Below are 23,407 nucleotides of genomic sequence, written 5' to 3' on the forward strand. Positions count from 1 at the left end.
CAAGCAGCCGGTTACAGGCGTCCGGCAGCTCGATCGCGCCGACCGGACAAGTTCTTACCCTAGCTAAGATTCAAGGATTTCGCCGGTGGTCATGTTCACCGCCGGTGCCGTTTCACCTGAATCCTCAGTAGCACCAAGGTGCTGGACCACCGCGGCTGCAAGCGCCGGTCCGATGCCCTTGGCCGATGTCAGCTCCTCCACTGACGCGGCTTTGATCTTCTTGAGTGAGCCAAAATGCGCCACCAGTGCCTTTCGCTTTGCCTCACCCAGCCCAGGAACGCCATCCAGGGCCGAGACCGTCATCGCCTTGCCGCGCTTCTGCCGGTGGAACGTGATGGCGAATCGGTGGGCTTCGTCGCGAATGCGCTGCAGCAGGTACAGGCCTTGAGATGTTCGGGGAAGGATGACGGGGAAGTCGCTGTCCGGGAGCCAGACTTCCTCAAGTCGCTTTGCCAGCCCCACCACGTAAACGTCATCAATGCCCAACTCCGCTAGGGCGCGGGCCGCGGCGTTGACCTGCGGTTGCCCGCCGTCCACCACCACAAGATTGGGCGGATACGCGAATTTGGCCTTCGGGGCCTGAACTTCAGGGTCCGACGTCGGAAGCTTGGCACTGCTTTTGGCGCCGGTTCGCGTGGGGTTGACGATCTCCCCGGAAACAATGGGGACCTGGGCAGCTTTGTCCGTCAGGTAGTGCCTGAACCGGCGCGTGAGGACGTCGTGCATGGCTGCGGTATCGTCCGTGGCCGCAGCACCCGTGATGGAAAACTTCCGGTAATCCGATTTTTTGGGCAGCCCGTCTTCCACTACCACCATGGACGCGACCACGTTGGTGCCCTGGACGTGGGAAATATCGAAGCATTCAATCCTCAGCAGGGGAACCGGAATCTCCAACGCCTCCTGCAGTTCCTGAAGTGCAACGGACCTAACGGTAATGTCTCCAGCGCGCCGCGTCTTGTGCAGCTTCAGTGCTTGCTCCGCATTCTCGCGCACCGTGGACATCAAGGCAGCCTTGTCACCGCGCTGCGGGACCCGGATGTCCACCCTTGCCCCGCGTAATCCCCCCAGCCATTCAGTCAGTTCCGCATGGTTGCTGGGGTTCTCGGGAACCAGGACTTCCCGTGGGATGCGGCCCTGAACTTCACTGTCTTCTCCATAAACCTGCTGCAGCAGATGTTCGATCAGTTCCGGGGAGGTGGCATCTTCCACCTTTTCCACCACCCAACCGCGCTGGCCCCGGACCCGGCCGCCGCGCACGTGGAACACCTGAACGGACGCTTCAAGTTCATCCTCATGGAGGGCGAAGACGTCTGCGTCAGTGTCCTCGGCAAGGACCACTGCGTTCCGTTCAAAGACCTTACGGAGGGCGATGATGTCGTCCCGCAGGCCCGCCGCGCGCTCGTAGTCCAGTTCAGCAACGGCGGCAGCCATGTCCTTTTCCAGCCGGCCTATAAAACGCTTGGCTTCGCCGCCCATGAAGGAACAGAAGTCCTCAGCCAGTCCACGGTGCTCCTCAGGGGTAACCCGTCCGACACAGGGTGCCGAGCATTTGTCGATATACCCCAGAAGGCAGGGCCGGCCGCTGGACTCAGCCCGCTTGAAGACACCGGCGCTGCAACTCCGCACGGGGAAGACCCGCAGAAGAGTGTCCATGGTCTCCCTGATGGCACCGGCAGTGTAGGGACCGAAATACCGGGTCCCTTTCCTTCTCTCGCCACGCATGACCTGGACCCTGGGATATTTCTCCCCCATGGTGACCGCTAGGTAGGGATAAGTTTTGTCATCCCGGAAGACCACATTGAACCGTGGCTTGAACTCCTTGATCCACGTGTATTCCAACTGCAACGATTCCAGCTCGCTGCCTACCATGGTCCATTCCACGCTACTGGCCGCGTGGACCATTGCATGGGTCTTGGGAAGAAGACCTGCAGGGTTGGCGAAATACGAGTTCAGCCTGGAACGGAGGTTCTTTGCCTTGCCCACATAAATGACCCGACCATGGGGGTCACGGAAACGATAGACGCCGGGGGTGGTGGGAATTTCACCCGTTTGGGGCCGGTAACTTGCTGGATCTGCCACGATTCCAGTCTAGTGAACCGTAACGACACTCTTTGCCACGGAGCCGGTTTACCAGGCCTTAGTCAACAGACTTGCTCTGGTTGTAGCTTGTGGACCGTTCCTGCCCGCTGAGCACCGCAATGGCATCCATGATCTTGTCAGTGACTTCGCGCCTGGCCGGCAACGAATGGTCCGGGCCTGTCTTGTCGAAGTAAAGGGGCTCGCCCACTTTCATGGTGAAGTGCTGGGGACGGACTGCGTTCTTGTCCGCAGGCTGCAGTTTCTCGGTGCCGATCAACCCCACCGGGATCACCGGAGCGCCAGTAGTGAGGGCCAGCCAGCCCACACCCGTCCTGCCCCGGTATAGGATGCCGTCCCGGGACCGGGTGCCTTCAGGATAGATGCCGATGCCCTTACCGGATTCCAGGATGTCCAGCAGCGTCTTGAGCGCCTGCACGCTGGCCGCCTGCTCGCCGCGCTCAACGGGAATGGAACCCACTGCTTCAAAGAACGACTTCATCACCGCGCCCTTGACGCCTTTGGTGGTGAAGTATTCCGCCTTGGCAAAAAAAGCAACAGGCCGGGGCATGAGCGCCTGGACGATGACGCTGTCCAGGAAGGACAGATGATTGGGTGCCACGATGAATGGCCCATCCTTGGGAACGTTCTCCAGTCCAATGACCGTTGGACGGCACGTGGAGGAGATCAGGCCACGGGTTGTCCAGCGGATCGCATCAAAGACTGCCATCGTTTTGTACCTCGCTCAGGGCTGCCGCGCGGACAGCGTCAAGTTCTTCAATTGTGCTGCGAAGCTCCACGGCGGTGCTTACTACTGCGACTGCTCCGGCTTCCTCAAGTTCACCGTCCGGGGCGAAACCCCAACTGACCCCGATGCAGTCCAGTCCATTGGCCAAAGCACCCGCGACGTCCTGATGCCTGTCCCCCACCATGACGGCCGGCTGGGAGTGAAGATCCTTCAAGGCCGCGCCCACGATCTCGACTTTGCCGGGCGCCGTGTTGGCCTTGAGGGATTCGTCGTCCGCAGCACCCCGAATGGAGACGAAAAAGTCTGCGATTCTGTGGTGCTCAAGCACCAGCCGCGCAATTGACTGTGGCTTCTGGGTGGCTACCGCAACGGCCCGGCCGGTCTCCGCGAAATACTCAAGGAGATCGAAGATGCCCGGGTACAGCTTGCTCTGGCCAATACCGGTTTCCCTATAGTGACGCCGGTATCGCTCAATGGTTTCATCCACCAATTCGCCGGGGACGTTGGCCAAATGCAGAAGGGAGTCGCTGAGTTTAGGCCCCACCATTGAATTTAAGACGGCTTGCTCCGGAACAGGGAGCTCCATTTCCCGGAGGGCTGCAGAAATGCCTCCCGTGATACCTCCGGCAGGATCGACAAGGGTGCCGTCCAGATCGAATATTACGGGCACCATTGTTTGAGTCACCGGGTTAGTTTCTCACGAGTAGCGGCATGCCTGAAACTCGCATGCCGCTACAGGAATACTTCCAAGGTCGCAGAGATATTCCCTGACGGCCTTCCGGCCGCCCTTGAGTAGCTATCAGAGAATCTCGGCCAGGAAGGTCGCCGTGTGGCTGTCCGCGGATTTGGCCACCTGTTCCGGCGTTCCTGTGGCCACGATCTTCCCGCCGCCCGAACCACCATTGGGACCAAGGTCCACAATCCAGTCCGCGGATTTGATGACATCCAGGTTGTGTTCGATGGTGATCACGGTGTTGCCCTTATCCACCAAGCCCTGAAGAACCAGGAGCAGCTTACGTATGTCCTCAAAGTGCAGGCCCGTGGTGGGCTCATCGAGGACGTAGATGGTGCGTCCGTTCGACCGCTTCTGAAGCTCGGCTGCCAGCTTCACGCGCTGCGCCTCGCCGCCTGAGAGTGTGGTTGCAGGTTGGCCAAGCCTGACGTAGCCCAAGCCCACATCCACCAAGGTCTTCAAATGCCGTGCGATGGGGGTGAAGGCAGCGAAGAACTCGGCACCTTCTTCAATGGGCATGTTGAGGACGTCCGCAATGGTCTTGCCTTTGTAGTGAACCTCAAGGGTTTCCCGGTTGTACCTGGCGCCGTGGCACACTTCGCAAGGAACATAGACATCCGGCAGGAAGTTCATTTCGATCTTCAGTGTGCCGTCGCCCGAACAAGCCTCGCAGCGCCCGCCCTTGACATTGAAGGAGAAGCGCCCCGGCTGGTAGCCCCGCACCTTGGCTTCGGTGGTCTCAGCAAAGAGTTTCCGGATGTTGTCAAAGACACCGGTGTACGTAGCTGGGTTGGACCGGGGTGTACGGCCGATGGGGCTTTGATCAACGTGGACCACCTTGTCCAGGTGCTCGAGTCCAGCAACTGTGCGGTGGCGGCCTGCAACCTGCTTGGCTCCGTTGAGCTTGTTGGCGAGGACCTTGTAGAGGATTTCGTTCACCAACGTGGACTTGCCGGATCCACTGACACCAGTGACCGCCGTGAAAAGTCCCAGGGGGAACGTGGCGTCAACATTGTTGAGGTTGTTCTCCCGGGCACCTACAACCTTGAGTTCACGCTTTTTGTCGTACTTACGGCGTTTGGTGGGGACATCGATCTTGCGACGACCGGACAGGTAGTCACCGGTCAGTGACTCCGTGTTTTTCAGCAGCTCCTTGTAGGTACCGGAGTGCACTACCTGGCCGCCGTGCTCGCCGGCACCCGGTCCGATGTCCACCACCCAGTCGGCTTCGTGGATGGTGTCTTCGTCGTGCTCCACGACGATCAGGGTGTTACCGAGGTCCCGGAGTCGCGTGAGCGTCTCGATGAGCCGCCGGTTGTCCCGCTGGTGCAAACCAATGGATGGCTCATCCAAAACATAGAGGACACCCACCAGGCCAGAGCCAATTTGGGTGGCAAGACGGATGCGCTGAGCCTCACCGCCCGACAGGGTTCCCGAAGGGCGTTCAAGGTTCAGGTACTCCAGTCCAACGTCCAGGAGGAAGGTCAGGCGGGCCTGGATCTCCTTCAGGACCTGGTTGGCAATCTGGGCTTCCCTGTTGGTCAGGGTAAGGCTGCCCAGGAACTCCGCGCACTCACGCATGGGCAGGGCTGCAACCTCGGCGATCGACTTACCGTTGATGAGCACGGACAGCGAGGCAGGGTTGAGACGGGCACCGTTGCACTCGGGGCACGGAATCTGACGCATGTACTCTTCGTACCGGTCGCGGGCCCAGTCGGAGTCTGTTTCTCCGTGCTTGCGGTGAACGTACTGTATGGCACCCTCGAAGCCGGTGCTGTACTTACGCTCGCGGCCAAAGCGGTTCTTGTACTGGACAACCACCTTGTGGTCCTTGCCGTGCAGGACCGTATTCCGGATGTCCTTGGGCAGTTTCTCCCAGGAGGTCTTCATGGAGAAGCCCAGCTCGTGCGCCAGCCCCTCAAGGAGACGGTTCCAGTACTCCGTGGTGGCTGTGCCAAGGGCCCAAGGGGCAATGGCACCCTCGCCAAGGGACAACTCGGGATTGGGAACAATCAGTTCTTCATCCACTTCCAGCCTGGTGCCGATGCCGCTGCAGGCAGAGCAGGCGCCAAAGGGGTTGTTGAAGGAGAACGAACGGGGTTCGATCTCATCGATGGCCAGGGGGTGTTCGTTGGGACACGCCAGGTTCTCTGAGAAGGCGCGGATACGGTTGGGGTCCTCGGCCTCGAGGTCCACGAACTCCACCAGCACACGGCCTTCAGCGAGGCCGAGGGCGGTCTCGACGGAATCAGTGAGGCGTTGGCTGATCTCTTCCTTGACCACCAGGCGGTCCACTACAACTTCAATGGTGTGCTTGAACTGCTTGCCGAGTTTGGGCGGATCGCTCAGCTGAACCAGCTCGCCGTCTACGCGGGCGCGGGAATAGCCCTTCGCCGTCAATTCCTTGAAAAGATCGACGAACTCACCCTTGCGTCCTCGCACAACGGGGGCAAGGACCTGGAATCGGGTACCCGGATCCAGTTCCAGGAGCTGATCCACAATCTGTTGAGGTGTCTGCCGGGCGATAGGCTCGCCACAGACAGGGCAGTGCGGACGACCGACGCGCGCCCACAGCAAACGCATGTAGTCGTAAATCTCGGTGATGGTGCCCACCGTGGACCGTGGATTCTTGCTGGTGGACTTCTGGTCGATGGATACCGCCGGAGACAGACCCTCGATGAAGTCGACATCAGGTTTGTCTACCTGGCCAAGGAACTGACGTGCATATGCGGACAATGACTCCACGTAGCGACGCTGGCCTTCGGCGAAGATGGTATCGAAAGCCAGGGAGGACTTGCCGGAACCGGAGAGTCCTGTGAACACGATCATGGCGTCGCGCGGTAGGTCGAGGTCCACGTTGCGCAAATTGTGTTCCCGGGCACCCTTAACCACCAAGCGGGAAAGGTCCGGCTTGGCGGGTTTGGTATCGGAAAGAGCGGGGACGCCGTTCAAGGCGTCCATGGCGGTATCTTCAGCTAAGGCTTTGGGCACCTACCAATGCTAATCGAAAACTTCTTCGAATTTCCATGTCGTGCCTCACATGCTACTGATCGGTATCAGTCGGCGTCGTATGCGGCAGCAAGAAGCTGCACTGCCTCGGCGAATGAAGCTCCCTGGGCCTTCGAGGCGGCGGCGTATTCAGCGGCGACACCTGCCAGCGCGCCCCAACGGTCATCCCGCGCGCAAACCACGGTGCCGTTGCGCCCGCGGGTAGCCACGACGCCTGCTGCTTCCAATTCTTTGTATGCACGGGCCACGGTGTGGGGTGCGACGTCCAAGGCCCCCGCCAGATTGCGAACAGGAGGAAGCTTGGCGCCGACAGCCAGGACTCCTGCATCAATGAGTTCGATGATCCGGAGTCTCAACTGTTCAAAGAGCGCAACAGCACTGCCGGTGTTGGGTCGCCAGTTGCCTGGAAAATCTCCGGTGGGAGTCACAGTGAACTCCGGCCTGGTGCCGGGTCCATCCGGGGAATCTGGTGTTCGAAGCGTCCTTGGTCCATGCCGAGAATTAGACCAGCGACGCGGGCAACGGACAAGCCGTCACGGTGCGGGAAGGTGAATACTACCTGCGGCGAAGAGTTCTGCAAGTTCATTCCGGCTTGTGCGCTACGGCAAATATGCGACGAAATGGGTAGACCGTTCCGTGGTTCGTTGAAGGGTAGGCCTGACGCAGAAGGGCGGCATACTGGCCTTCGAAATCAGCAGCCTCTTCCGCCGACAAAGCTGCCAACACAGGACGCAGTCCCGTGCCGCGGACCCACTCCAGTACCGGGTCCTCCCCCTGCAGAACCTGGAGGTATGTGGTCTCCCAAGCGTCAGCCGCACATCCGGCGTCGAGCATGATTCCCAAGTAGTCCGCAGGACTGCCCACTGCGCCATCGTGCCGGAGCACGCCGCCAAGCCGCCCGGACCACTTTGGGGATTCGGCCAATTCCCGCATAAGTGTGTGGGACGGGGACGTAAAGTTGCCCGGCACTTGCATGGCAAACCAAGCCCCGGGTTTAAGAGCGCGAAGCCAGCCGGGCATCAAGTCCAGGTGCCCGGGAACCCATTGGAGGGCAGCATTGGTGACCACCACGTCCGTCTCCGCATCCGGTTCCCAGTCCGCGATGTCACCTTGCTCGAAAGTTAGCCTGGCCGGCGTCTGGTGGTGGGACCGCTGCGGGAGGTACTCCTCATTCAGGGATTCTGCCCGGAGCAGCATTTCCTCCGACGAATCGATGCCCACAACGTGGGCTTCCGGCCAACGCTCGGCAAGGGTTGCCGTCAGGTTTCCCGGGCCGCAGCCGAGGTCAACCACCCTGCCCGGTTGGACGGACCGCACCCTGGCAACGAGGTCATGGAATGGCCTGTCCCTATGGTTGCCGAACTCCACGTATTTGGACGGATCCCACTTCACTGAAAGCCTCCTCGCCTCTGCCACCCTTGCTGGGCTGAGCCTAAACCGTCCGGGCACTAAGCTGGAAACCAATGAAACTTCTTGAGCAGCTCCCCGGTACCACCTCCACCGGCCGTTTGGACCCGGACGAAATCTACACACGGTTTGTCGAGTGGACCGAGAGCCGCGGGTTGCAGCTCTACCCGGCCCAGGACGAGGCCATCATGGAACTCGCCTCCGGCGCGAACGTCATCCTTGCCACCCCCACGGGCTCCGGCAAATCCTTGGTAGCAATCGCAGCGCACTTCGAAGCCATGGCACGGGGCCAGCGGAGCTACTACACAGCTCCCATCAAGGCCCTGGTCTCCGAAAAGTTCTTTGCACTCTGCGAGATCTTCGGCGCCGAAAACGTTGGCATGATCACCGGTGATTCCGGCGTAAACCAGGATGCCCCCATCATCTGCTGCACAGCGGAAATCCTGGCCAATATCGCGCTCCGCGAAGGATCGGCGGCAGAGCTGGGCTCGGTGATCATGGACGAATTCCACTTCTACTCCGACCCGCAACGCGGTTGGGCGTGGCAGGTACCGCTCTTGGAACTCCCCCAGGCGCAGTTCCTCCTGATGTCCGCAACCTTGGGTGACGTTTCACGGTTCGAGACGGGCCTGACTGAGCTGACGGGCCGGACCACCACGACAGTGAGTTCGGCAGAGCGTCCCATTCCGCTGCACCACTACTACCACCTGACGCCTGTACACGAGACGCTGGAAGAACTCCTCTCAACCAAGCAGGTTCCCGTGTACGTGGTCCACTTCAGCCAGGCTGAAGCCATTGAGCGCGCCCAGAACCTCATGAGTATCAACATGTGCAGCCGGGCAGAGAAGGACCGCATCGCCGAGCTGATCGCGGGATTCAGGTTTGCCGCTGGTTTCGGAAAGACCCTCAACCGGCTGGTCCGCCACGGCATTGGCGTCCACCACGCAGGCATGCTGCCGAAGTACCGCCGGCTAGTGGAACAGCTCGCCCAAGCCGGCCTCCTCAAAGTGATCTGCGGAACCGACACTTTGGGGGTGGGCATCAACGTGCCCATCCGGACAGTGCTGTTGACGGCTTTGAGCAAGTACGACGGCGTACGCACCAGGCCTCTCAACTCCCGTGAGTTCCACCAGATTGCCGGCCGTGCAGGACGGGCAGGCTACGACACCGCAGGCACCGTGGTGGTACAGGCTCCGGACCACGTGGTGGAAAATACGAAAGCCATGGCCAAGGCCACTGCCAAGTTCGGCGATGACCAGAAGAAACTGCGCCAAGTAGTTAAGAAAAAGCCTCCGGAAGGATTTGTGTCCTGGGGCGAGCCCACGTTCAAACGGCTCGTCGAGTCTGTACCCGAGCCCTTGACGTCAAGCTTCACCATTACCCATGCGATGCTGCTGAACCTCATGGAACGTCCGGGCGACCCCTTCCAGGCAACCCGGCGCCTGCTCAGTGAGAACCATGAAAGCCGGCCTGCCCAGCTCAAACTGATGAAAAAAGCCTTGGGGATCTACCGGGAACTTCTGGCGGCGGGTGTAGTGGAACGCATTCCGGAGGAGGAGCAGGAGGCCGAGGGACGCTCAGTCCGGCTGACTGTCCACCTGCAGGCAAACTTTGCCCTCAACCAGCCGCTCTCCCCCTTTGCACTTGCTGCCTTGGAGCTGCTTGATCCGGAGTCTCCCTCCTACGCCCTGGATGTTGTCTCTGTCATTGAGTCAACACTGGAGAAACCTCGACAGATCCTCTCCGCCCAGCAAAAGAAGGCGCGGGGCGAGGCGGTGGCGGCCATGAAGGCTGACGGTATCGAGTATGACCAGCGCATGGCCATGCTGGACGAAGTGACCTATCCCATGCCGTTGGCGGAGATTCTTGGCGAGGCCTTTGAGGTATACCGCAAGGCAGCGCCTTGGGTGGGCGACTTTGAACTTGCTCCGAAATCGATCATCCGGGATATGTACGAGCGCGCCATGAACTTTGGCGAGTTCGTTCAGTTCTTTGGCCTGGCCCGATCCGAAGGCATTGTCCTGCGGTATCTTGCCGATGGCTTCCGTGCGCTGAGGCAAACAGTTCCTCAGGATTCCCTTCGTGAGGATCTTGAAGATCTCATCGCTTGGTTGGGCGAGCTGGTGCGCCAAGTGGATTCCAGCCTGCTGGATGAGTGGGAAGAGCTGACGTCCGGGCTCGCCCCCACGCCCCATGACGCTCCCCCGCCCCCGCCGCCGCTGTTGACCGCCAACATCCGGGCCTTCCGGGTGATGGTTCGCAATGAGATGTTCCGCAGGGTTGAACTTTTTGCCGACGAGGACTCCGCCGCGTTGGGCGAACTCGACGCCGATGCCGGCTGGGATGCGGAGCGGTGGGAAGAGGTCTTGGACGACTACTTCGACGAACATGACGACATTGGCACCGGTCCTGACGCGCGGGGTCCTGGTTTGCTCATCATCAATGAGGAAACGGGCACGTGGAAGGTCCGGCAAATTTTCGACGATCCCGCGGGCAACCACGACTGGGGAATCTCTGCCGACATCGACTTGGCGGCGTCCGATGAGACCGGCACCGCCGTGGTCCGGGTGACAGACGTCAACAGGCTCTAGGTACACGTGCAATGGAACCCGGCGCCATGGAATCCGTCCCCGATCTGACCTCCGGCCTGCGCGGGGTGGAAGCCCTGCGCAAGGAACAGCCGGCGGCCTGCAGTGGTTCACGTCGGTGGTGGGGTGGCAGCTTGGACGTCGAGGGTTTGGCGCTCGGTTCGGTTCAAAGCGCCGCCACAGCGCTCAACGCACTGACAGGTTCCCCGGGGAGATACTCGGTTGACTCAGGGCTGACGGCAGCATCCTTCGATTCGCTGGGGCACCTCCGGATTGGGGGCCGCAAGCCCCAGGGCTTCGCGCCCGCATCCGGGTTCCGGCGCACTGCGGACGGCTGGATCCGCCTTCACGCCAACTATCCCCATCATGCAGCCCGGTTGATGGAAGCGCTCTCGGCGACCGTTCCGCAGGACGTGGACAACGCGTTGTTGTCCATGACCTCCTTGGAGGCGGAGACTGCAATCGTGGCACACAAGGGTGCGGCTTCCGCTGTCCGGCGCCGCGATGCATGGGTCTCATCCCCCATGCACTCTGCGGCAAGCTCCGGCCCTTGGGTCAGCCTGTCCCTCTCTGATATTGCGTCCTTGGGTTCGAAGGCCTCGTCATGGGCGCCGTCTGCGGACCCGCTCCGGCCCTTGGACGGGCTGAAAGTGCTCGACCTGACGCGCGTCATCGCCGGGCCCACGTCAACGCGCCTTTTAGGTGCGCTGGGTGCGGACGTTTTGCGTATCGACCCGCCCCTCCTTCCGGAGCTGAGCGAAGCCTTCATCGACGCCGGGTTCGACAAGCGCAGCGCCGAATCGGATCTCAGGAAGTCGGACCACCTGGCAGCTGTCCACGGTCTTGTTGCCTCCGCGGATGTGGTGATCACCGGGTACCGGGCCGGCGGCTTGGACAGATTCGGTTTATCTCCCGCTGCCCTGCTCGCTGCGAGGCCAGAGCTCGTGGTGGGCACCCTGACAGCTTGGGGCACTAGCGGCCATTGGCGGGAAAGGCGGGGCTTTGACAGCCTGGTACAGGCGGCTTGCGGAATAGCGGAGCGGTATGGACAGAAGCACGACGACGGGTGGAAACCCGGGGCGCTCCCGGTACAGGCCCTGGACCACGCCACAGGTTACGGACTCGCGGCGGCGGTGTTGGCTTTGCTGGCGGAGCGATCAAGGACTGGAGCCGGTGGATCTGCGAGTCTCTCTTTGGCACGGACGGCAGAGGAGCTGTTCGCCTTGCCTTCCGGGTATCAGGGCATCCCTGTAAGCTCACTGCGGGAGCCGAACCTCCTGGGAGCAGAGAGCCCCTACGGCCAGCTCACGTTTGTAGGGCCGCCTCTTCTGGTTGAGGGCGCCCCACTCAGGTATCGGCAGCCGCCTGTTCGTTACGGAACGTCAAAGCTTGCCTGGCGGTAGGAAGCCCGCGGGCCCCTAGTAAGCTCGAATGCATGAGTGTAATCCGCCCCGCCACCATTGAAGACGTCCCTGCCATCCTTCGGATGATCCACGACCTTGCGATCTACGAAAAGGAACCGGACGCCGTGAAGAACACCCCGGCCATGCTCACCGAAGTACTCTTTGGCGAGAATCCACGTGTCTACGCCACCATTGCGGAAAACAGTGCGGGCACAGTTCAGGGTTTCGCGCTCTGGTTCCTGAACTACTCCACCTGGGAGGGCGTCCACGGCATCTATCTTGAGGACCTCTACGTGGTTCCGGATGCCCGTGGCGAGGGCCACGGGAAGGCGCTCTTGCAGTATCTGGCCACCACCGCCGTCGAACGCGGTTACGCCCGGGTGGAGTGGAGCGTCCTGAACTGGAACGAACCCTCCATCAACTTCTACAAGAACCTCGGTGCATTCCCAATGGAGGAATGGTCAACGTTCAGGCTGACGGGCGACGCACTCCAGGCGTACGGGACGAGCATCGGTGAGGCGAAAGAGGCTCTCACCCATGGCTGAATCGTCAGTGGCTGACCAGCGGCCCTCCGCCGGCGGGCACCGCATCCAAGCCCGCCACGAATTTCGTGGACTCCGGACGGCGGAGCATTATTTTACGGTTCCCTTGGTGCACCAGGAGCTGGTCCCCGAAGAGACGATCACCATCTTTGCGCGGGAATACTCTTCCACCAGCCATTCGCCGCAAGAGGCCGCCAAGCTGCCGTGGCTGCTGTACCTCCAGGGTGGGCCAGGCGGCCGGGGTAACCGCGTCACGTCACTGTCCGGCTGGATGAAGGCGGCCGCCAAGGACTTCCGCATCCTGATGCTTGATCAACGCGGCACGGGTTTATCCACTCCGATTGAGCGGCAGTCATTGGAGCTCCGTGGCGACGCCGCAGCGCAAGCGGACTACCTGACCCATTTCCGCGCTGATTCCATCGTGGCCGATGCCGAGTACATCCGGGGCGTTCTGGGCTCCGGGCCGTGGTCGGTGCTGGGACAGAGCTTCGGTGGATTCTGTGCGCTGACGTATCTGTCCTTTGCGCCGGAGGGTTTGCGTGAGGTGCTGATCACCGGTGGCCTGGCCCCGCTCCACGGTTCAGCAGACCGCGTTTACCAGGCAACGTTCCGTCGGGTTGCCGCAAGGAACGCCGAGTATTTCTCGTGGTACCCGGAGGACCGGGAAAAGGTCACGCGAATCGCCCGTCATCTGGAGCAGCACCCTGAACTCCTGGCCAGCGGTGAACGGCTGACTCCTGAGCGTTTCCAGATGGTGGGATCCTTCCTGGGCGGAAACACCAGGGTGGATGGGCTCCACTACCTTCTGGAAGACGCGTTCATCAGCACGCTCACCGGTGAGCGGTTGTCCGAATCTTTCCTGGAACAGGTACGGGCACTCGTGAGCCGTGCGGCCAATCCGCTCTATGCCGTCCTGCACGAATCCATCTACGGCCAAGGCGAGGCAACCAATTGGGCTGCTTGGCGTGTTCTTGAGGACTACCCGGAGTTCAAGCCTGAAGCAGTCGAGCCGCTGCTCACGGGAGAAATGGTTTACCCCTGGTACTTCGAACAGGATCCGGCGCTTGTTCCCCTGCGGGAAGTCGCCGAACACCTCGCGGCCCGGAAAGACTGGAAACCGTTGTATGACCCCGCCCGGTTGGCATCCAACAGCGTGCCCGTAGCGGCAGCCGTGTACAAAGACGATATCTACGTGGACCACGATCTCTCGCTGGAGACCGCTGCAGCCGTGCGAGGTCTTCAGGCCTGGGTCACATCGGACTTCCACCATGATGGCATCGGTGAAGACGGTGAGGGGATCTTCAGGAAGCTCTTGGGCATGGTGCGCGCCCAGCGCTAGGTGGATGTGTTCTCCAGTGGTCCGCTCCCCGCGGCCGACATACGCTGGCGGACAGCAATGACGGCCGTCAAGGCCAACACTGCTGCCGCCAGAAGGCTTGAAGCGATGTTGAGCCCCTGATAGCCGATCCAGGCTAAGAGCAGGCCGGACGTTGCGCCGCCGAGTGCTCCTGCGGCACCCATCAGGGTGTCCGAGACGCCTTGCACAGTGACCCGTTGTTCGGGTTCGACGCTTTCGGCCAAGAGCGTTGACCCGGCAATGGTTGCCGCGGACCATCCCAGGCCGAGGAATATCAACCCCACAGTGACCAACACAGGTTCACGTTGGCCGAATCCGGCGATGAACACCGCCACCAACAGGAGCCCGTGCCCCATGGCAATGGTCTGGAAGCGGCCGGCCTTGTCCGTCAGCCACCCCCAGAGGGGCGACAGGGCGAACATGCCGGCAATGTGGAGGGAGATCGTTAGCCCAATAACCACCAGGGCATCCGTGCTGTCCGTGGTCCCACCATGGTGTCCATCATGGCTTCCACCCACAAGCTGTTGGAGATGCAGCGGTGTCATGGACATAACGGCCACCATGACGCCATGGGCGGCGACGACTGCCGCCAGCGCCAACACCGCCTGGGGTGATGCACGAACGGCGCGAAGACCGGACCGGATGGTTCCCCGGACGGGTTGCGCCCCTGGATCGTCACCAGCCCCAACGTGAGCAGCCAGCCGACGGGACAGCAGTAGTGGATCCGGCCTCAAGCCTGCGAACAACAGTCCGGCTGCCAGGAAAAGTCCCACAGCGGAGAACACGAAGGGGCCTGCGATGGGCGGCAGGCCAAGTGCCTCCCCCACTGCGGCTCCGGGCTGGATCAGGTTGGGCCCAGCCACGGCTCCGATGGTGATGGCCCAGACCACGGTGGACAATGATCGGCCCCGGCGCTCCGGTTCAGCGAGGTCGACGGCGGCGAACCGGGCCTGCAGGTTGGCGGCAGTGCCCAGGCCGAGGAAGGCTGCGCCCAGCAAAAGTAGAACGAAAGACTGGCTCATGACTGAGGCGATGATGAGCAGTGCACCGACCATCGCAGCTACCAACCCGGTGACAAGGCCCACGCGCCGTCCGCGGGCCTCAGCCAAGCGAGCCAGCGGCAGTGCTGCGATTGCGGCAGCCAGTGTCAGGACGGTGGTGATGGATCCCGCCCAGGCTTCGGATCCGGACAAATCCACGGCCAGCAAGGACCCAATGGAGAGTGTGGCGCCATTGCCGACGCCGCTGAGCAACTGCGCGGAACTGAGCAGGAAAACAGTACGGCGCTGAACCCGTTGTGGGTCCAGCGCCGTAGTTGAAGTGGTAGTCACTTCACGAGACTACAACTTTTGGAGGACAGTTACTCTGCCTCGCTCATGCTCTTGCGTGCGTCCTCTTCCAAACGCGCATCCAGCTTCGCCTGGCGTGCTGCGGGGCTCATCAGGCTGGCTACGACAGCAATGATGATGGTACCGACAATGACGGCCAACGATACGTAAGTGGGGATCTCAGGAGCCCACTCAATGTGCTGGCCGCCGTTGATGAACGGGAGCTCATTGACGTGCATGGCGTGCAGGACAAGCTTGACGCCGATGAAGGCCAGGATCACGGATAGGGCGTGCTTGAGGTACACCAGACGTGTCATGAGCCCGCCGAGGAGGAAGTACAGCTGACGCAGGCCCATCAACGCGAAGATGTTCGCCGTAAAGACGATGAAGGCGCTCTGGGTCAGGCCGAAGATAGCGGGGATGGAGTCAACGGCGAACAGGAGGTCGGTCAAGCCAATGGTCACGAAGACGATCAGCATGGGGGTGAAGACCTTCTTGCCGTCCACCACCGTGCGGATTTTGTTGCCGTCGAACTTCTCGGACATCGGCAAGACCTTGCGGAGGCGACCGATCAGCGGGTTCTCGGCGCCCTCTTCTTCGTCTTCACCGGAATCCTTGGCTTGCTTCCACGCAGTCCAGAGGAGGAACGCGCCGAAGATGTAGAAGACCCAGCTGAACTGCTCGATCACTACTGCACCCAGGGCGATGAAGATTCCGCGAAGGATCAGCGCGATGATGATGCCCACCATCAGCACTTCCTGCTGGTACTTACGGGGCACCGAGAAGCGGGCCATGATGATGATGAACACAAAGAGGTTGTCGATGCTGAGGCTGTACTCAGTGACCCACCCTGCGACGAACTGGCCCCCATATTCGGGACCGGCGAATGCGAACATGGCTACTGCGAACAGCAGCGCCAGTCCTACATAGAAGCCGACCCAGAGGCCGGCTTCCTTCATGGAAGGTTCGTGGGGACGCTTGACGACCAACAGGAGGTCGATGAGCAGGATGATTCCGAGAACGACAAAGGAGCCGATCTCAAACCAGACGGGAAGCTGCATTAAAGGTGCCTTTCGCAGGGTACGGGAAAGCGGTGTAAGTCTCTCCGGCCTGCCAGGGTGCGGTGAATGCAAAAATTGGCGGCCCGCTAGATCCGGCGAGGCATCTGTGCCTTGCGTGCTGACGGATGTAGCGCTTGGGATACTCCCCTACGTGACCTAAACCTTACCTTAGGCGTGCCCGGCGGACTGCATCTGGCGTAATTCGCGCTTCAACTCCTTGACTTCGTCACGGATGCGGGCGGCGACTTCGAACTGGAGTTCTGCAGCCGCCCCGTGCATCTGTTCTGTTAGTTGCTCAATGAGGCCCACAAGGTCTTCGGCTGGAGCTGCGGCAAGACCGTCCTGGCGTACGGTGGCGGCACCCTTTGCGGACGTCTTGCGCTTGCCCCCCTTGGCGAGCCGGTTGTTATTGAGCAGTTCCTGGGTGTCTGCGTCTTCCTTAGCCAGCTGATCGGTTATGTCGGCAATCTTTTTGCGCAATGGCTGAGGATCAATGCCATGGTCCGTGTTGTACTGAACCTGGATGGCGCGGCGTCGGTTGGTCTCCTCGATGGCGTGGGCCATGGAGTCGGTGATCCTGTCCGCGTACATATGGACTTGGCCGGACACGTTACGCGCTGCGCGGCCGATGGTCTGGATCAAGGAGGTTGAGGATCGCAGGAACCCTTCTTTGTCAGCGTCGAGGATACTCACGAGGGAAACTTCAGGCAGGTCGAGGCCTTCACGGAGGAGGTTGATGCCAACCAGGACATCGAACACGCCCATCCGGAGTTCGCGGAGCAGTTCCACACGCCGCAGGGTGTCGACGTCGGAGTGCAAATACTCAACCTTCACTCCGTGGCCCACGAGGTAGTCCGTCAGGTCCTCCGCCATGCGCTTGGTGAGCGTGGTGACAAGAACGCGTTCATTCTTCTCCGTCCGGGTCCTGATTTCACCGAGGAGGTCGTCGATTTGACCCTTGGTGGGCTTGACCACGACCTCGGGATCGATAAGGCCGGTGGGGCGGATGATCTGCTGGACGTAGCCGTCGGCTTTGCCGAGCTCGTACTTACCCGGCGTTGCGGACAGATAGACGGTCTGGCCGATGCGCTCCAGGAATTCGTCCCACTTCAGGGGCCGGTTGTCCATGGCCGAGGGAAGGCGGAAGCCGAAGTCCACGAGGTTCCGCTTGCGGGACATGTCGCCCTCGTACATGGCACCGATCTGCGGAATGGTGACGTGTGATTCATCCACTACCAGAAGGAAATCATCAGGGAAGTAGTCGATCAGGCAGTGTGGCGCCGTTCCGGGTTCGCGGCCATCGATATGGACGGAATAGTTCTCGATGCCGTTGCAGAAACCCATCTGCTGCATCATTTCGAGGTCGTATGTTGTGCGCATCCGCAGCCGTTGGGCTTCGACAAGCTTGTTTTGGCCTTCGAGGACCTTCAAACGGTCAGCAAGTTCGTCCTCAATCCGCTTGATGGCGCGGGCCATCCGCTCCGGACCAGCCACGTAGTGTGAGGCCGGGAAAACATACATTTCTTCTTCGTCCCGCAGCACTTCGCCGGTGAGGGGATGGAGCGTTTGAATGTTCTCGATCTCATCGCCGAAGAACTCAATCCTGATGGCGAGTTCTTCATACATGGGAATGATCTCCACGGTGTCGCCGCGGACCCGGAAGGTACCCCGGTGGAAATCCATGTCATTCCGCGCGTACTGCATGGAGACAAACTTCCGGAGAAGGTGGTCGCGGTTCATCTCTGCGCCCTTGCGGAGCGTGACCATGCCGGCGATGTATTCCTCGGGCGTGCCCAGGCCATAAATGCAGGAAACCGTGGCCACCACGATGACGTCGCGTCGGGTCAGCAACGCATTGGTGGCGGAGTGACGGAGTCTTTCCACTTCCTCATTGATGGAGGAATCCTTCTCAATGAAAGTATCCGTCTGCGCTACGTAGGCCTCAGGTTGGTAGTAGTCATAGTAGGACACGAAGTATTCCACCGCGTTGTTGGGCAGCAGTTCCCTGAACTCATTGGCCAGCTGCGCGGCGAGTGTCTTGTTTTGGACCATCACCAGGGTGGGTCGCTGGACCTGTTCGATGAGCCACGCCGTCGTTGCACTCTTACCTGTACCTGTGGCGCCAAGGAGGACAACGTCTTTTTCGCCGTTGTTGATTCGCTCGGTCAGTTCCGCGATAGCGGTGGGCTGATCGCCGGCAGGTTTGAATTCACTGATTACTTCGAAGGGCGCGACCACACGGTTGATCTCCTGGGCAAGACTCATATAAACCAATCTACTCCTGCCCTAGGACAGCTACTGTCCGCGTTTGCCTTCAGCAGAAGAGATATACGACGGCGGCATCCACCCTGTGCGGGTGGCCCACGCATCCATGAGTGGCCAAGCGACCTCTGTGAACCACGGCTCCTTTGCGTCGGCGTAGGCAGCAGTGCCCTGGTCCCCGGCGTGCGTGGCCGCCACTTCATGTTTGTGTGCTTGATACAGTTCCGCCGCAGACTGTTCTGCCCGTAACCAGTCGCGGAACAGCAGTGCGTACCGCCATCCGGGTGAGCCGGCCACCCGGACGTGCAGGTTCACCGCACGGCCCGGATCAGCGTTGGCGTGGAACCGTTTCTGCCATAGCGCGGGATCCAGTTCCGGTGGCTTCGGGGTGTCCTGATGGGAATCGGGCACGGCGGGGAAACCGGCCGCGGCGAGGGCAGGAGCAATGCGGTCTGCTGTCTCAAGGTCAGCCACGGCGAGTTGAAGGTCGATCACGTCCTTTGCCGCCATCCCTGGCACCGAGGTAGAGCCGACGTGATCCACTGCAAGGATCTCGTGGGGAGCTGCAGCGGTGATGCGTTCAGCCAACCGCTGCGCCTGCGCAATCCACTCCGCCTTGGAAGCGTTCATGACCGGCCCGGTTTCGCGCGGGGCCCTGGTGCTCCGTTGGAGGTTCTCCGCGAAGGGCGCCAGGCGGTGCGTCCATAAAGCATCCACCGCGGCGAGCAACTGCTCCCGGGTTCCGGAGTTGTCCAGGACGACGTCGGCAGCGGCGTTGCGTTCTGCTCGCGTAGCCTGTGAGGCCATACGAGCCAACGCGTCCTCCGTGGTCATCTGCCGAAACTCCACCATGCGTTGAACGCGGACGTCATCCGGGGCATCCACCACCACTACCAAATGGAAGTTGCTGCCCTGCCCGGTTTCGACAAGAAGTGGAATGTCCTGGACCACGATGTCACCAGGTCCCGCACTGGCCACGATTGCCGCAGCAACCTCCCGGACCAGCGGATGGATGATGCTGTTGAGAACTTCGCGTTGGGAAGGGTCCTGAAACACCATGGAACCGAGCTTCGGCCGGTCAAGCCTGCCATTGGCGTCGAGGATGCCGGGACCGAAGGCCCCAACAACCCGCTCCAGGCCAGGAGTTCCGGGCTCCACCACCTCACGCGCAATAAGATCTGCGTCCACCAGGATTGCACCAAGTTCCCGCAACCTGGACGCCACCGACGATTTTCCCGAGGCGATGCCGCCAGTCAACCCAATCTTCAACACCCTCCAACACTAGACTGAAGCGGTGGAAAATGAGGATGGCAGCCGCGCTACGACGTATACGACCATCGCGGCCGGTGCGGATTTCCGCAACGAACTGGAGATCCGCAGATCCCGCTTCATCACAGTCCTCCGGCGCGCACCCGATGAGGAAACAGCACGCTCATTGGTCAGTGACCTTCGCCGTGAATTCTACGACGCCCGCCACCATTGCTCAGCTTTCGTCATAGGGCCCGATCGCATGATCCAACGCTCCAGCGATGACGGCGAACCCTCGGGTACGGCAGGTGTCCCCATGCTGGAGGCACTCGTCAAAAGGGAGACCTCACCCAAGGTGACGAACCTTAGCGACGTCAGTGTCGTCGTCGTGCGCTATTTCGGCGGGATCCTCCTGGGCGCAGGCGGCCTGGTCCGCGCGTACTCCGAGTCGGTGTCCGCCGCCTTGGACCTGGCACCGTTGGTTCAGCGGCGAAGACTGCGCCTGTGCTCCATTGACGTCCCCCACGCGGAGGCTGGTCGTTTGGAAAACGAACTTCGCGGCGCCGGGTATGTCATGGCGAAAACCGGATATGAAGCCCGGCACACGGTTCTTCGAGTGGCTTTGCCTGACGATGCAGGTGCCATCTCCGAGGCCCACGCCCGGCTGGCGTCCCTCACCGCAGGAACTCTTGAGCTGCTGCCACAGGGCACCGAATGGGTGGACGTCCCCTACTGAACTGCGTTCGCACCCCTAACGCCGTTTACACCCCCTAACGCCGTTTGCACCTATGCTCATCCCGGCAGCGCGCCCGTTGCCGCCTATTGCACCAGTGGTTAAGGGTGCGTCGGGAGGAAACAGATGCGATGTAGGGGCCGAAAGCAGAAGGACCCCTGCCCGGAGGCAGGGGTCCTTCGTTGGCTATCCAGCTCATCCCGTGAGGGAAGCGGAATTAGTTGCCGGTCAGCTTCTCACGCAGTGCAGCGAGTGCTTCGTCGGACGCCAGGGTACCGCCGCCGGTGTTGGACTCAGCAGCAGCCGGCTCCGAGGAGTAGCTGGTGGTGCCGGAATCGGACTCACCGGACGTTGCAGCAGCAGCGTCGTCAGCAGCGTGCTGGGCAACCTGCTTCTTGTGAGCTTCCCAGCGGGTCTGGGCGTCAGCGTACTGCTGCTCCCAAGCGGCGCGCTGGGTCTCGTAGCCCTCGAGCCATTCGTTCGACTCGGGGTCGAAGCCCTCGGGGTACTTGTAGTTGCCCTCTTCGTCGTACTCAGCGGCCATGCCGTACAGAGCGGGATCGAACTCGGTGCTGTCAGCGTCAACGCCCTCGTTAGCCTGCTTGAGGGAGAGGGAGATGCGGCGACGCTCGAGGTCGATGTCGATGACCTTGACGAACAGTTCGTCGCCAACGGAGACAACCTGCTCTGCAAGCTCCACGTGGCGGACAGCCAGCTCGGAGATGTGCACGAGGCCTTCGATGCCGTCTTCGACGCGAACGAACGCACCGAACGGAACCAGCTTGGTGACCTTACCCGGAACAACCTGGCCGAGGGCGTGGGTGCGGGCGAAGGTCTGCCACGGATCTTCCTGCGTAGCCTTGAGCGACAGGGAGACACGCTCGCGGTCCAGATCCACTTCGAGGACCTCGACAGTGACTTCCTGGCCAACCTCGACAACCTCGGACGGGTGGTCGATGTGCTTCCAGGACAGCTCGGAAACGTGAACGAGGCCGTCTACGCCGCCCAGGTCCACGAATGCACCGAAGTTGACGATGGAGGAAACAACGCCCGGACGAACCTGGCCCTTTTCCAGCTTGTTGAGGAACGTGGAGCGAACCTCGGACTGGGTCTGCTCGAGCCATGCACGGCGGGACAGCACAACGTTGTTGCGGTTCTTGTCCAGCTCGATGATCTTGGCTTCGATCTGCTGACCGATGTACGGAGCGAGGTCGCGGACACGACGCATCTCCACGAGCGATGCGGGGAGGAAGCCACGCAGGCCGATGTCCAGGATGAGGCCACCCTTGACAACCTCGATGACGGTACCGGTAACGACGCCGTCTTCTTCCTTGACCTTCTCGATGTCGCCCCAGGCGCGCTCGTACTGAGCACGCTTCTTGGAGAGGATCAGACGGCCTTCTTTGTCTTCCTTGGTGAGAACCAAAGCTTCGACCTGATCGCCAACGGCGACAACGTCGCCGGGATCAACATCGTGCTTGATGGAAAGCTCGCGGGAAGGGATGACACCTTCGGTCTTGTAACCGATGTCGAGCAGAACTTCGTCGCGGTCGACCTTGACGACGGTACCTTCGACGAGGTCTCCGTCGTTGAAGTACTTGATGGTGGCGTCGACAGCTGCGAGGAAGTCCTCAGCGGTACCGATGTCGTTAATGGCGACTACGGGGGTACCGGGCTTCTCGGTGGAGGTGATGGTCATGTAGTAGGGGCTCCGTTGTGGATAGTTAGTCGGTCAGGCAAACCGCTGCCGCCCGGGTCCGGACGGCAGAACACGGCAAATTACCGGGTCATCCTGATTTGTGGATTAGTACAAAATGGATGCATGCACGTAGTACACGCCCGTTTATTCTAGTCGCATTGGCAAAGCAGGGTCAAAAGGAGCGTTACACCGTCAGGACGTCCCCGAGGCGGGCAAAGGAGACTCCGTGGTCCAGCAGCTGGGGCAAAGCCCGCGCGTAGCCGCCGGCGGTGCCTGCCGCAGGTCTGTTGAAATGCGAAATGACGATGTCCCCGGCCACCACACGCCCCACTTCACCGGCCACTGTGGCAGCAGAATATGTGGCTCCACCGTCGCCGTTGACTGTGAAGTTGACCGGCAACATACCGAGCCTTCGCGTCATTTCCACCGCAACTTCGTCGTAGAACGCAGTGCCTGGGCGGAAAAACTTCGGGGCCGTTCCGCACAGCTCCTGCAGGATTTGCTGGTTACCCATCAACTCATCGTAAGCGGCTGCCACTGAAGCGGTACCCTGAATGCCGTAGGCGGACTTGCCACTCACTGACAACGGCAGGTGGGCAGTGCCGTGATTGGCGAGTTCGAACAGGGGGTCGGCGGCCAACTCTGCCGAGAGCGCGGGGTTGGCATGGATCCATCGGCTGTTGATGAACAGCGTTGCAGGGACGTTGTGTCTCCGGAGAGTTTGCAGGAGTGCGTGGTCGCATCCTGTGCCGCCGTGACCGCCACACGCATCAAATGTCAAGACCACCTTGGCGGACGCTGTGCGGTTCACCACTCCCGTCACGTGCAGTCCCCATTCCTTGGGGTGCCTTCCGTGGAACTCCGCCATGATGTGTTGCTTCGACGGCACAGTGGATGCGGGCCCTGGCGAAGCGGGAGACGTTGGAGCGAGGGCCGCAACGGCTTGCTCGCGGGACTTGGCGGCTATGGAAGGCGGCGGTGTGGCCGGGCCCGAACGAGGGGACGTTGGGGCAGCAAGGTCTCCGCTCGAGCCGGCGGTATGCGTAGGGCCACTCGCACACGCCGTCAGGGCAGCCGAGGCAAGGCCTGCCATTCCAAGCAGCACTGATCGCCGGCCGGCCAACGGCCGCCGCGTGGAATCCCCCATGGATGTCCTTCTCTGGTTGTAACTATGTGGTTGTAACTAGGTGGTTGTGGTGGTGGTCGCGCTTGC

Annotated in this window: 17 protein-coding genes; 5 read left to right on the top strand and 12 right to left on the bottom strand. The window is 61.2% G+C overall.

What is annotated here, in order from left to right; all coding sequences use genetic code 11:
• Window positions 1–63: 63 nt before the first annotated feature.
• The 6 genes from uvrC to HAV21_RS05460 all read right to left on the bottom strand — a co-directional run bounded on the left by uvrC (window position 64) and on the right by HAV21_RS05460 (window position 7,958).
• Window positions 64–2,079, bottom strand: coding sequence for an excinuclease ABC subunit UvrC (gene uvrC / locus HAV21_RS05435; protein ID WP_166840776.1), 2,016 nt, complete (start codon window positions 2,077–2,079; stop codon window positions 64–66).
• A 58-nt stretch (window positions 2,080–2,137) separates the two neighbouring features.
• Entirely contained in the window at window positions 2,138–2,806 is a 669-nt protein-coding gene (locus HAV21_RS05440) for a lysophospholipid acyltransferase family protein (protein WP_142939241.1), read from the bottom strand.
• Window positions 2,793–3,509, bottom strand: a complete 717-nt coding sequence (locus HAV21_RS05445) for an HAD hydrolase-like protein (protein WP_166840778.1) — start codon at window positions 3,507–3,509, stop codon at window positions 2,793–2,795. Before HAV21_RS05445 ends, HAV21_RS05440 begins: the two co-directional genes overlap by 14 nt.
• A 114-nt stretch (window positions 3,510–3,623) precedes the next feature.
• The gene (uvrA, locus tag HAV21_RS05450; protein WP_166840780.1) at window positions 3,624–6,548 is read right to left on the bottom strand and encodes an excinuclease ABC subunit UvrA; all 2,925 of its coding nucleotides are present in this window, start codon (window positions 6,546–6,548) and stop codon (window positions 3,624–3,626) included.
• A 65-nt stretch (window positions 6,549–6,613) separates the two neighbouring features.
• The gene (locus tag HAV21_RS05455; protein WP_142939244.1) at window positions 6,614–6,994 is read right to left on the bottom strand and encodes a GntR family transcriptional regulator; all 381 of its coding nucleotides are present in this window, start codon (window positions 6,992–6,994) and stop codon (window positions 6,614–6,616) included.
• A 154-nt stretch (window positions 6,995–7,148) separates the two neighbouring features.
• Window positions 7,149–7,958, bottom strand: coding sequence for a trans-aconitate 2-methyltransferase (locus tag HAV21_RS05460; protein ID WP_166840781.1), 810 nt, complete (start codon window positions 7,956–7,958; stop codon window positions 7,149–7,151).
• A 71-nt stretch (window positions 7,959–8,029) separates the two neighbouring features.
• Between HAV21_RS05460 and HAV21_RS05465 the strand changes: the two genes are divergently transcribed.
• The 4 genes from HAV21_RS05465 to HAV21_RS05480 are packed head-to-tail and all read left to right on the top strand — an operon-like array spanning window position 8,030 to window position 13,845.
• Window positions 8,030–10,564: a DEAD/DEAH box helicase gene (locus HAV21_RS05465; RefSeq protein WP_166840783.1), complete on the top strand. Its 2,535-nt coding sequence runs from the start codon at window positions 8,030–8,032 to the stop codon at window positions 10,562–10,564.
• Window positions 10,565–10,590: 26 nt separating this feature from the next.
• Window positions 10,591–11,964 (top strand): CoA transferase, encoded by a 1,374-nt coding sequence (locus tag HAV21_RS05470; protein WP_223940300.1) that lies wholly within the window; start codon window positions 10,591–10,593, stop codon window positions 11,962–11,964.
• A gap of 32 nt (window positions 11,965–11,996) precedes the next feature.
• A complete protein-coding gene (locus tag HAV21_RS05475) occupies window positions 11,997–12,509 on the top strand; it encodes a GNAT family N-acetyltransferase (RefSeq protein WP_142939255.1) in 513 nt (170 codons plus the stop codon).
• Window positions 12,502–13,845, top strand: coding sequence for an alpha/beta fold hydrolase (locus HAV21_RS05480; RefSeq protein ID WP_142939256.1), 1,344 nt, complete (start codon window positions 12,502–12,504; stop codon window positions 13,843–13,845). The genes HAV21_RS05475 and HAV21_RS05480 overlap by 8 nt, the downstream gene beginning before the upstream one ends.
• Here the strand turns inward: HAV21_RS05480 and HAV21_RS05485 are convergent.
• The 4 genes from HAV21_RS05485 to coaE form a co-directional block, all read right to left on the bottom strand.
• On the bottom strand, window positions 13,842–15,194 hold the full coding sequence (locus tag HAV21_RS05485) for an MFS transporter (protein WP_166840787.1): 1,353 nt from the start codon (window positions 15,192–15,194) through the stop codon (window positions 13,842–13,844). The genes HAV21_RS05480 and HAV21_RS05485 overlap by 4 nt on opposite strands.
• 29 nt (window positions 15,195–15,223) lie before the next feature.
• On the bottom strand, window positions 15,224–16,252 hold the full coding sequence (locus tag HAV21_RS05490) for a TerC family protein (protein ID WP_142939258.1): 1,029 nt from the start codon (window positions 16,250–16,252) through the stop codon (window positions 15,224–15,226).
• 168 nt (window positions 16,253–16,420) lie between these two features.
• Window positions 16,421–18,517 (bottom strand): excinuclease ABC subunit UvrB, encoded by a 2,097-nt coding sequence (gene uvrB, locus HAV21_RS05495; RefSeq protein WP_142939259.1) that lies wholly within the window; start codon window positions 18,515–18,517, stop codon window positions 16,421–16,423.
• 30 nt (window positions 18,518–18,547) lie between these two features.
• Window positions 18,548–19,786, bottom strand: a complete 1,239-nt coding sequence (gene coaE, locus HAV21_RS05500; RefSeq protein ID WP_166840789.1) for a dephospho-CoA kinase — start codon at window positions 19,784–19,786, stop codon at window positions 18,548–18,550.
• A 22-nt stretch (window positions 19,787–19,808) separates the two neighbouring features.
• Here coaE and HAV21_RS05505 point away from each other — a divergent pair, with 22 nt between their 5' ends.
• Entirely contained in the window at window positions 19,809–20,498 is a 690-nt protein-coding gene (locus HAV21_RS05505) for a YigZ family protein (RefSeq protein ID WP_166840791.1), read from the top strand.
• 214 nt (window positions 20,499–20,712) lie between these two features.
• Here HAV21_RS05505 and rpsA read toward each other — a convergent pair whose 3' ends face one another.
• Both rpsA and HAV21_RS05515 read right to left on the bottom strand, forming a co-directional pair.
• Complete coding sequence (gene rpsA, locus HAV21_RS05510; protein WP_026540604.1) at window positions 20,713–22,194, bottom strand: 30S ribosomal protein S1; 1,482 nt, start codon at window positions 22,192–22,194, stop codon at window positions 20,713–20,715.
• A 184-nt stretch (window positions 22,195–22,378) separates the two neighbouring features.
• Window positions 22,379–23,341 (bottom strand): polysaccharide deacetylase family protein, encoded by a 963-nt coding sequence (locus HAV21_RS05515; RefSeq protein ID WP_142939262.1) that lies wholly within the window; start codon window positions 23,339–23,341, stop codon window positions 22,379–22,381.
• Between the last annotated feature and the right edge of the window lie 66 nt (window positions 23,342–23,407).

Source organism: Paenarthrobacter sp. MSM-2-10-13 (assembly GCF_011605365.1).
In the GTDB taxonomy this organism is placed as follows: domain Bacteria; phylum Actinomycetota; class Actinomycetes; order Actinomycetales; family Micrococcaceae; genus Arthrobacter.

Excerpts from the sequence above, each read along its gene's own strand:
- HAV21_RS05440 (WP_142939241.1), bottom strand. The coding sequence starts at position 2,806 with ATGGCAGTCTTTGATGCGATCCGCTGGACAACCCGTGGCCTGATCTCC.
- HAV21_RS05465 (WP_166840783.1), top strand. The coding sequence starts at position 8,030 with ATGAAACTTCTTGAGCAGCTCCCCGGTACCACCTCCACCGGCCGTTTG.
- HAV21_RS05470 (WP_223940300.1), top strand. The coding sequence starts at position 10,591 with ATGGAATCCGTCCCCGATCTGACCTCCGGCCTGCGCGGGGTGGAAGCC.
- HAV21_RS05475 (WP_142939255.1), top strand. The coding sequence starts at position 11,997 with ATGAGTGTAATCCGCCCCGCCACCATTGAAGACGTCCCTGCCATCCTT.
- HAV21_RS05480 (WP_142939256.1), top strand. The coding sequence starts at position 12,502 with ATGGCTGAATCGTCAGTGGCTGACCAGCGGCCCTCCGCCGGCGGGCAC.
- HAV21_RS05490 (WP_142939258.1), bottom strand. The coding sequence starts at position 16,252 with ATGCAGCTTCCCGTCTGGTTTGAGATCGGCTCCTTTGTCGTTCTCGGA.
- uvrB (WP_142939259.1), bottom strand. The coding sequence starts at position 18,517 with ATGAGTCTTGCCCAGGAGATCAACCGTGTGGTCGCGCCCTTCGAAGTA.
- rpsA (WP_026540604.1), bottom strand. The coding sequence starts at position 22,194 with ATGACCATCACCTCCACCGAGAAGCCCGGTACCCCCGTAGTCGCCATT.
- HAV21_RS05515 (WP_142939262.1), bottom strand. The coding sequence starts at position 23,341 with ATGGGGGATTCCACGCGGCGGCCGTTGGCCGGCCGGCGATCAGTGCTG.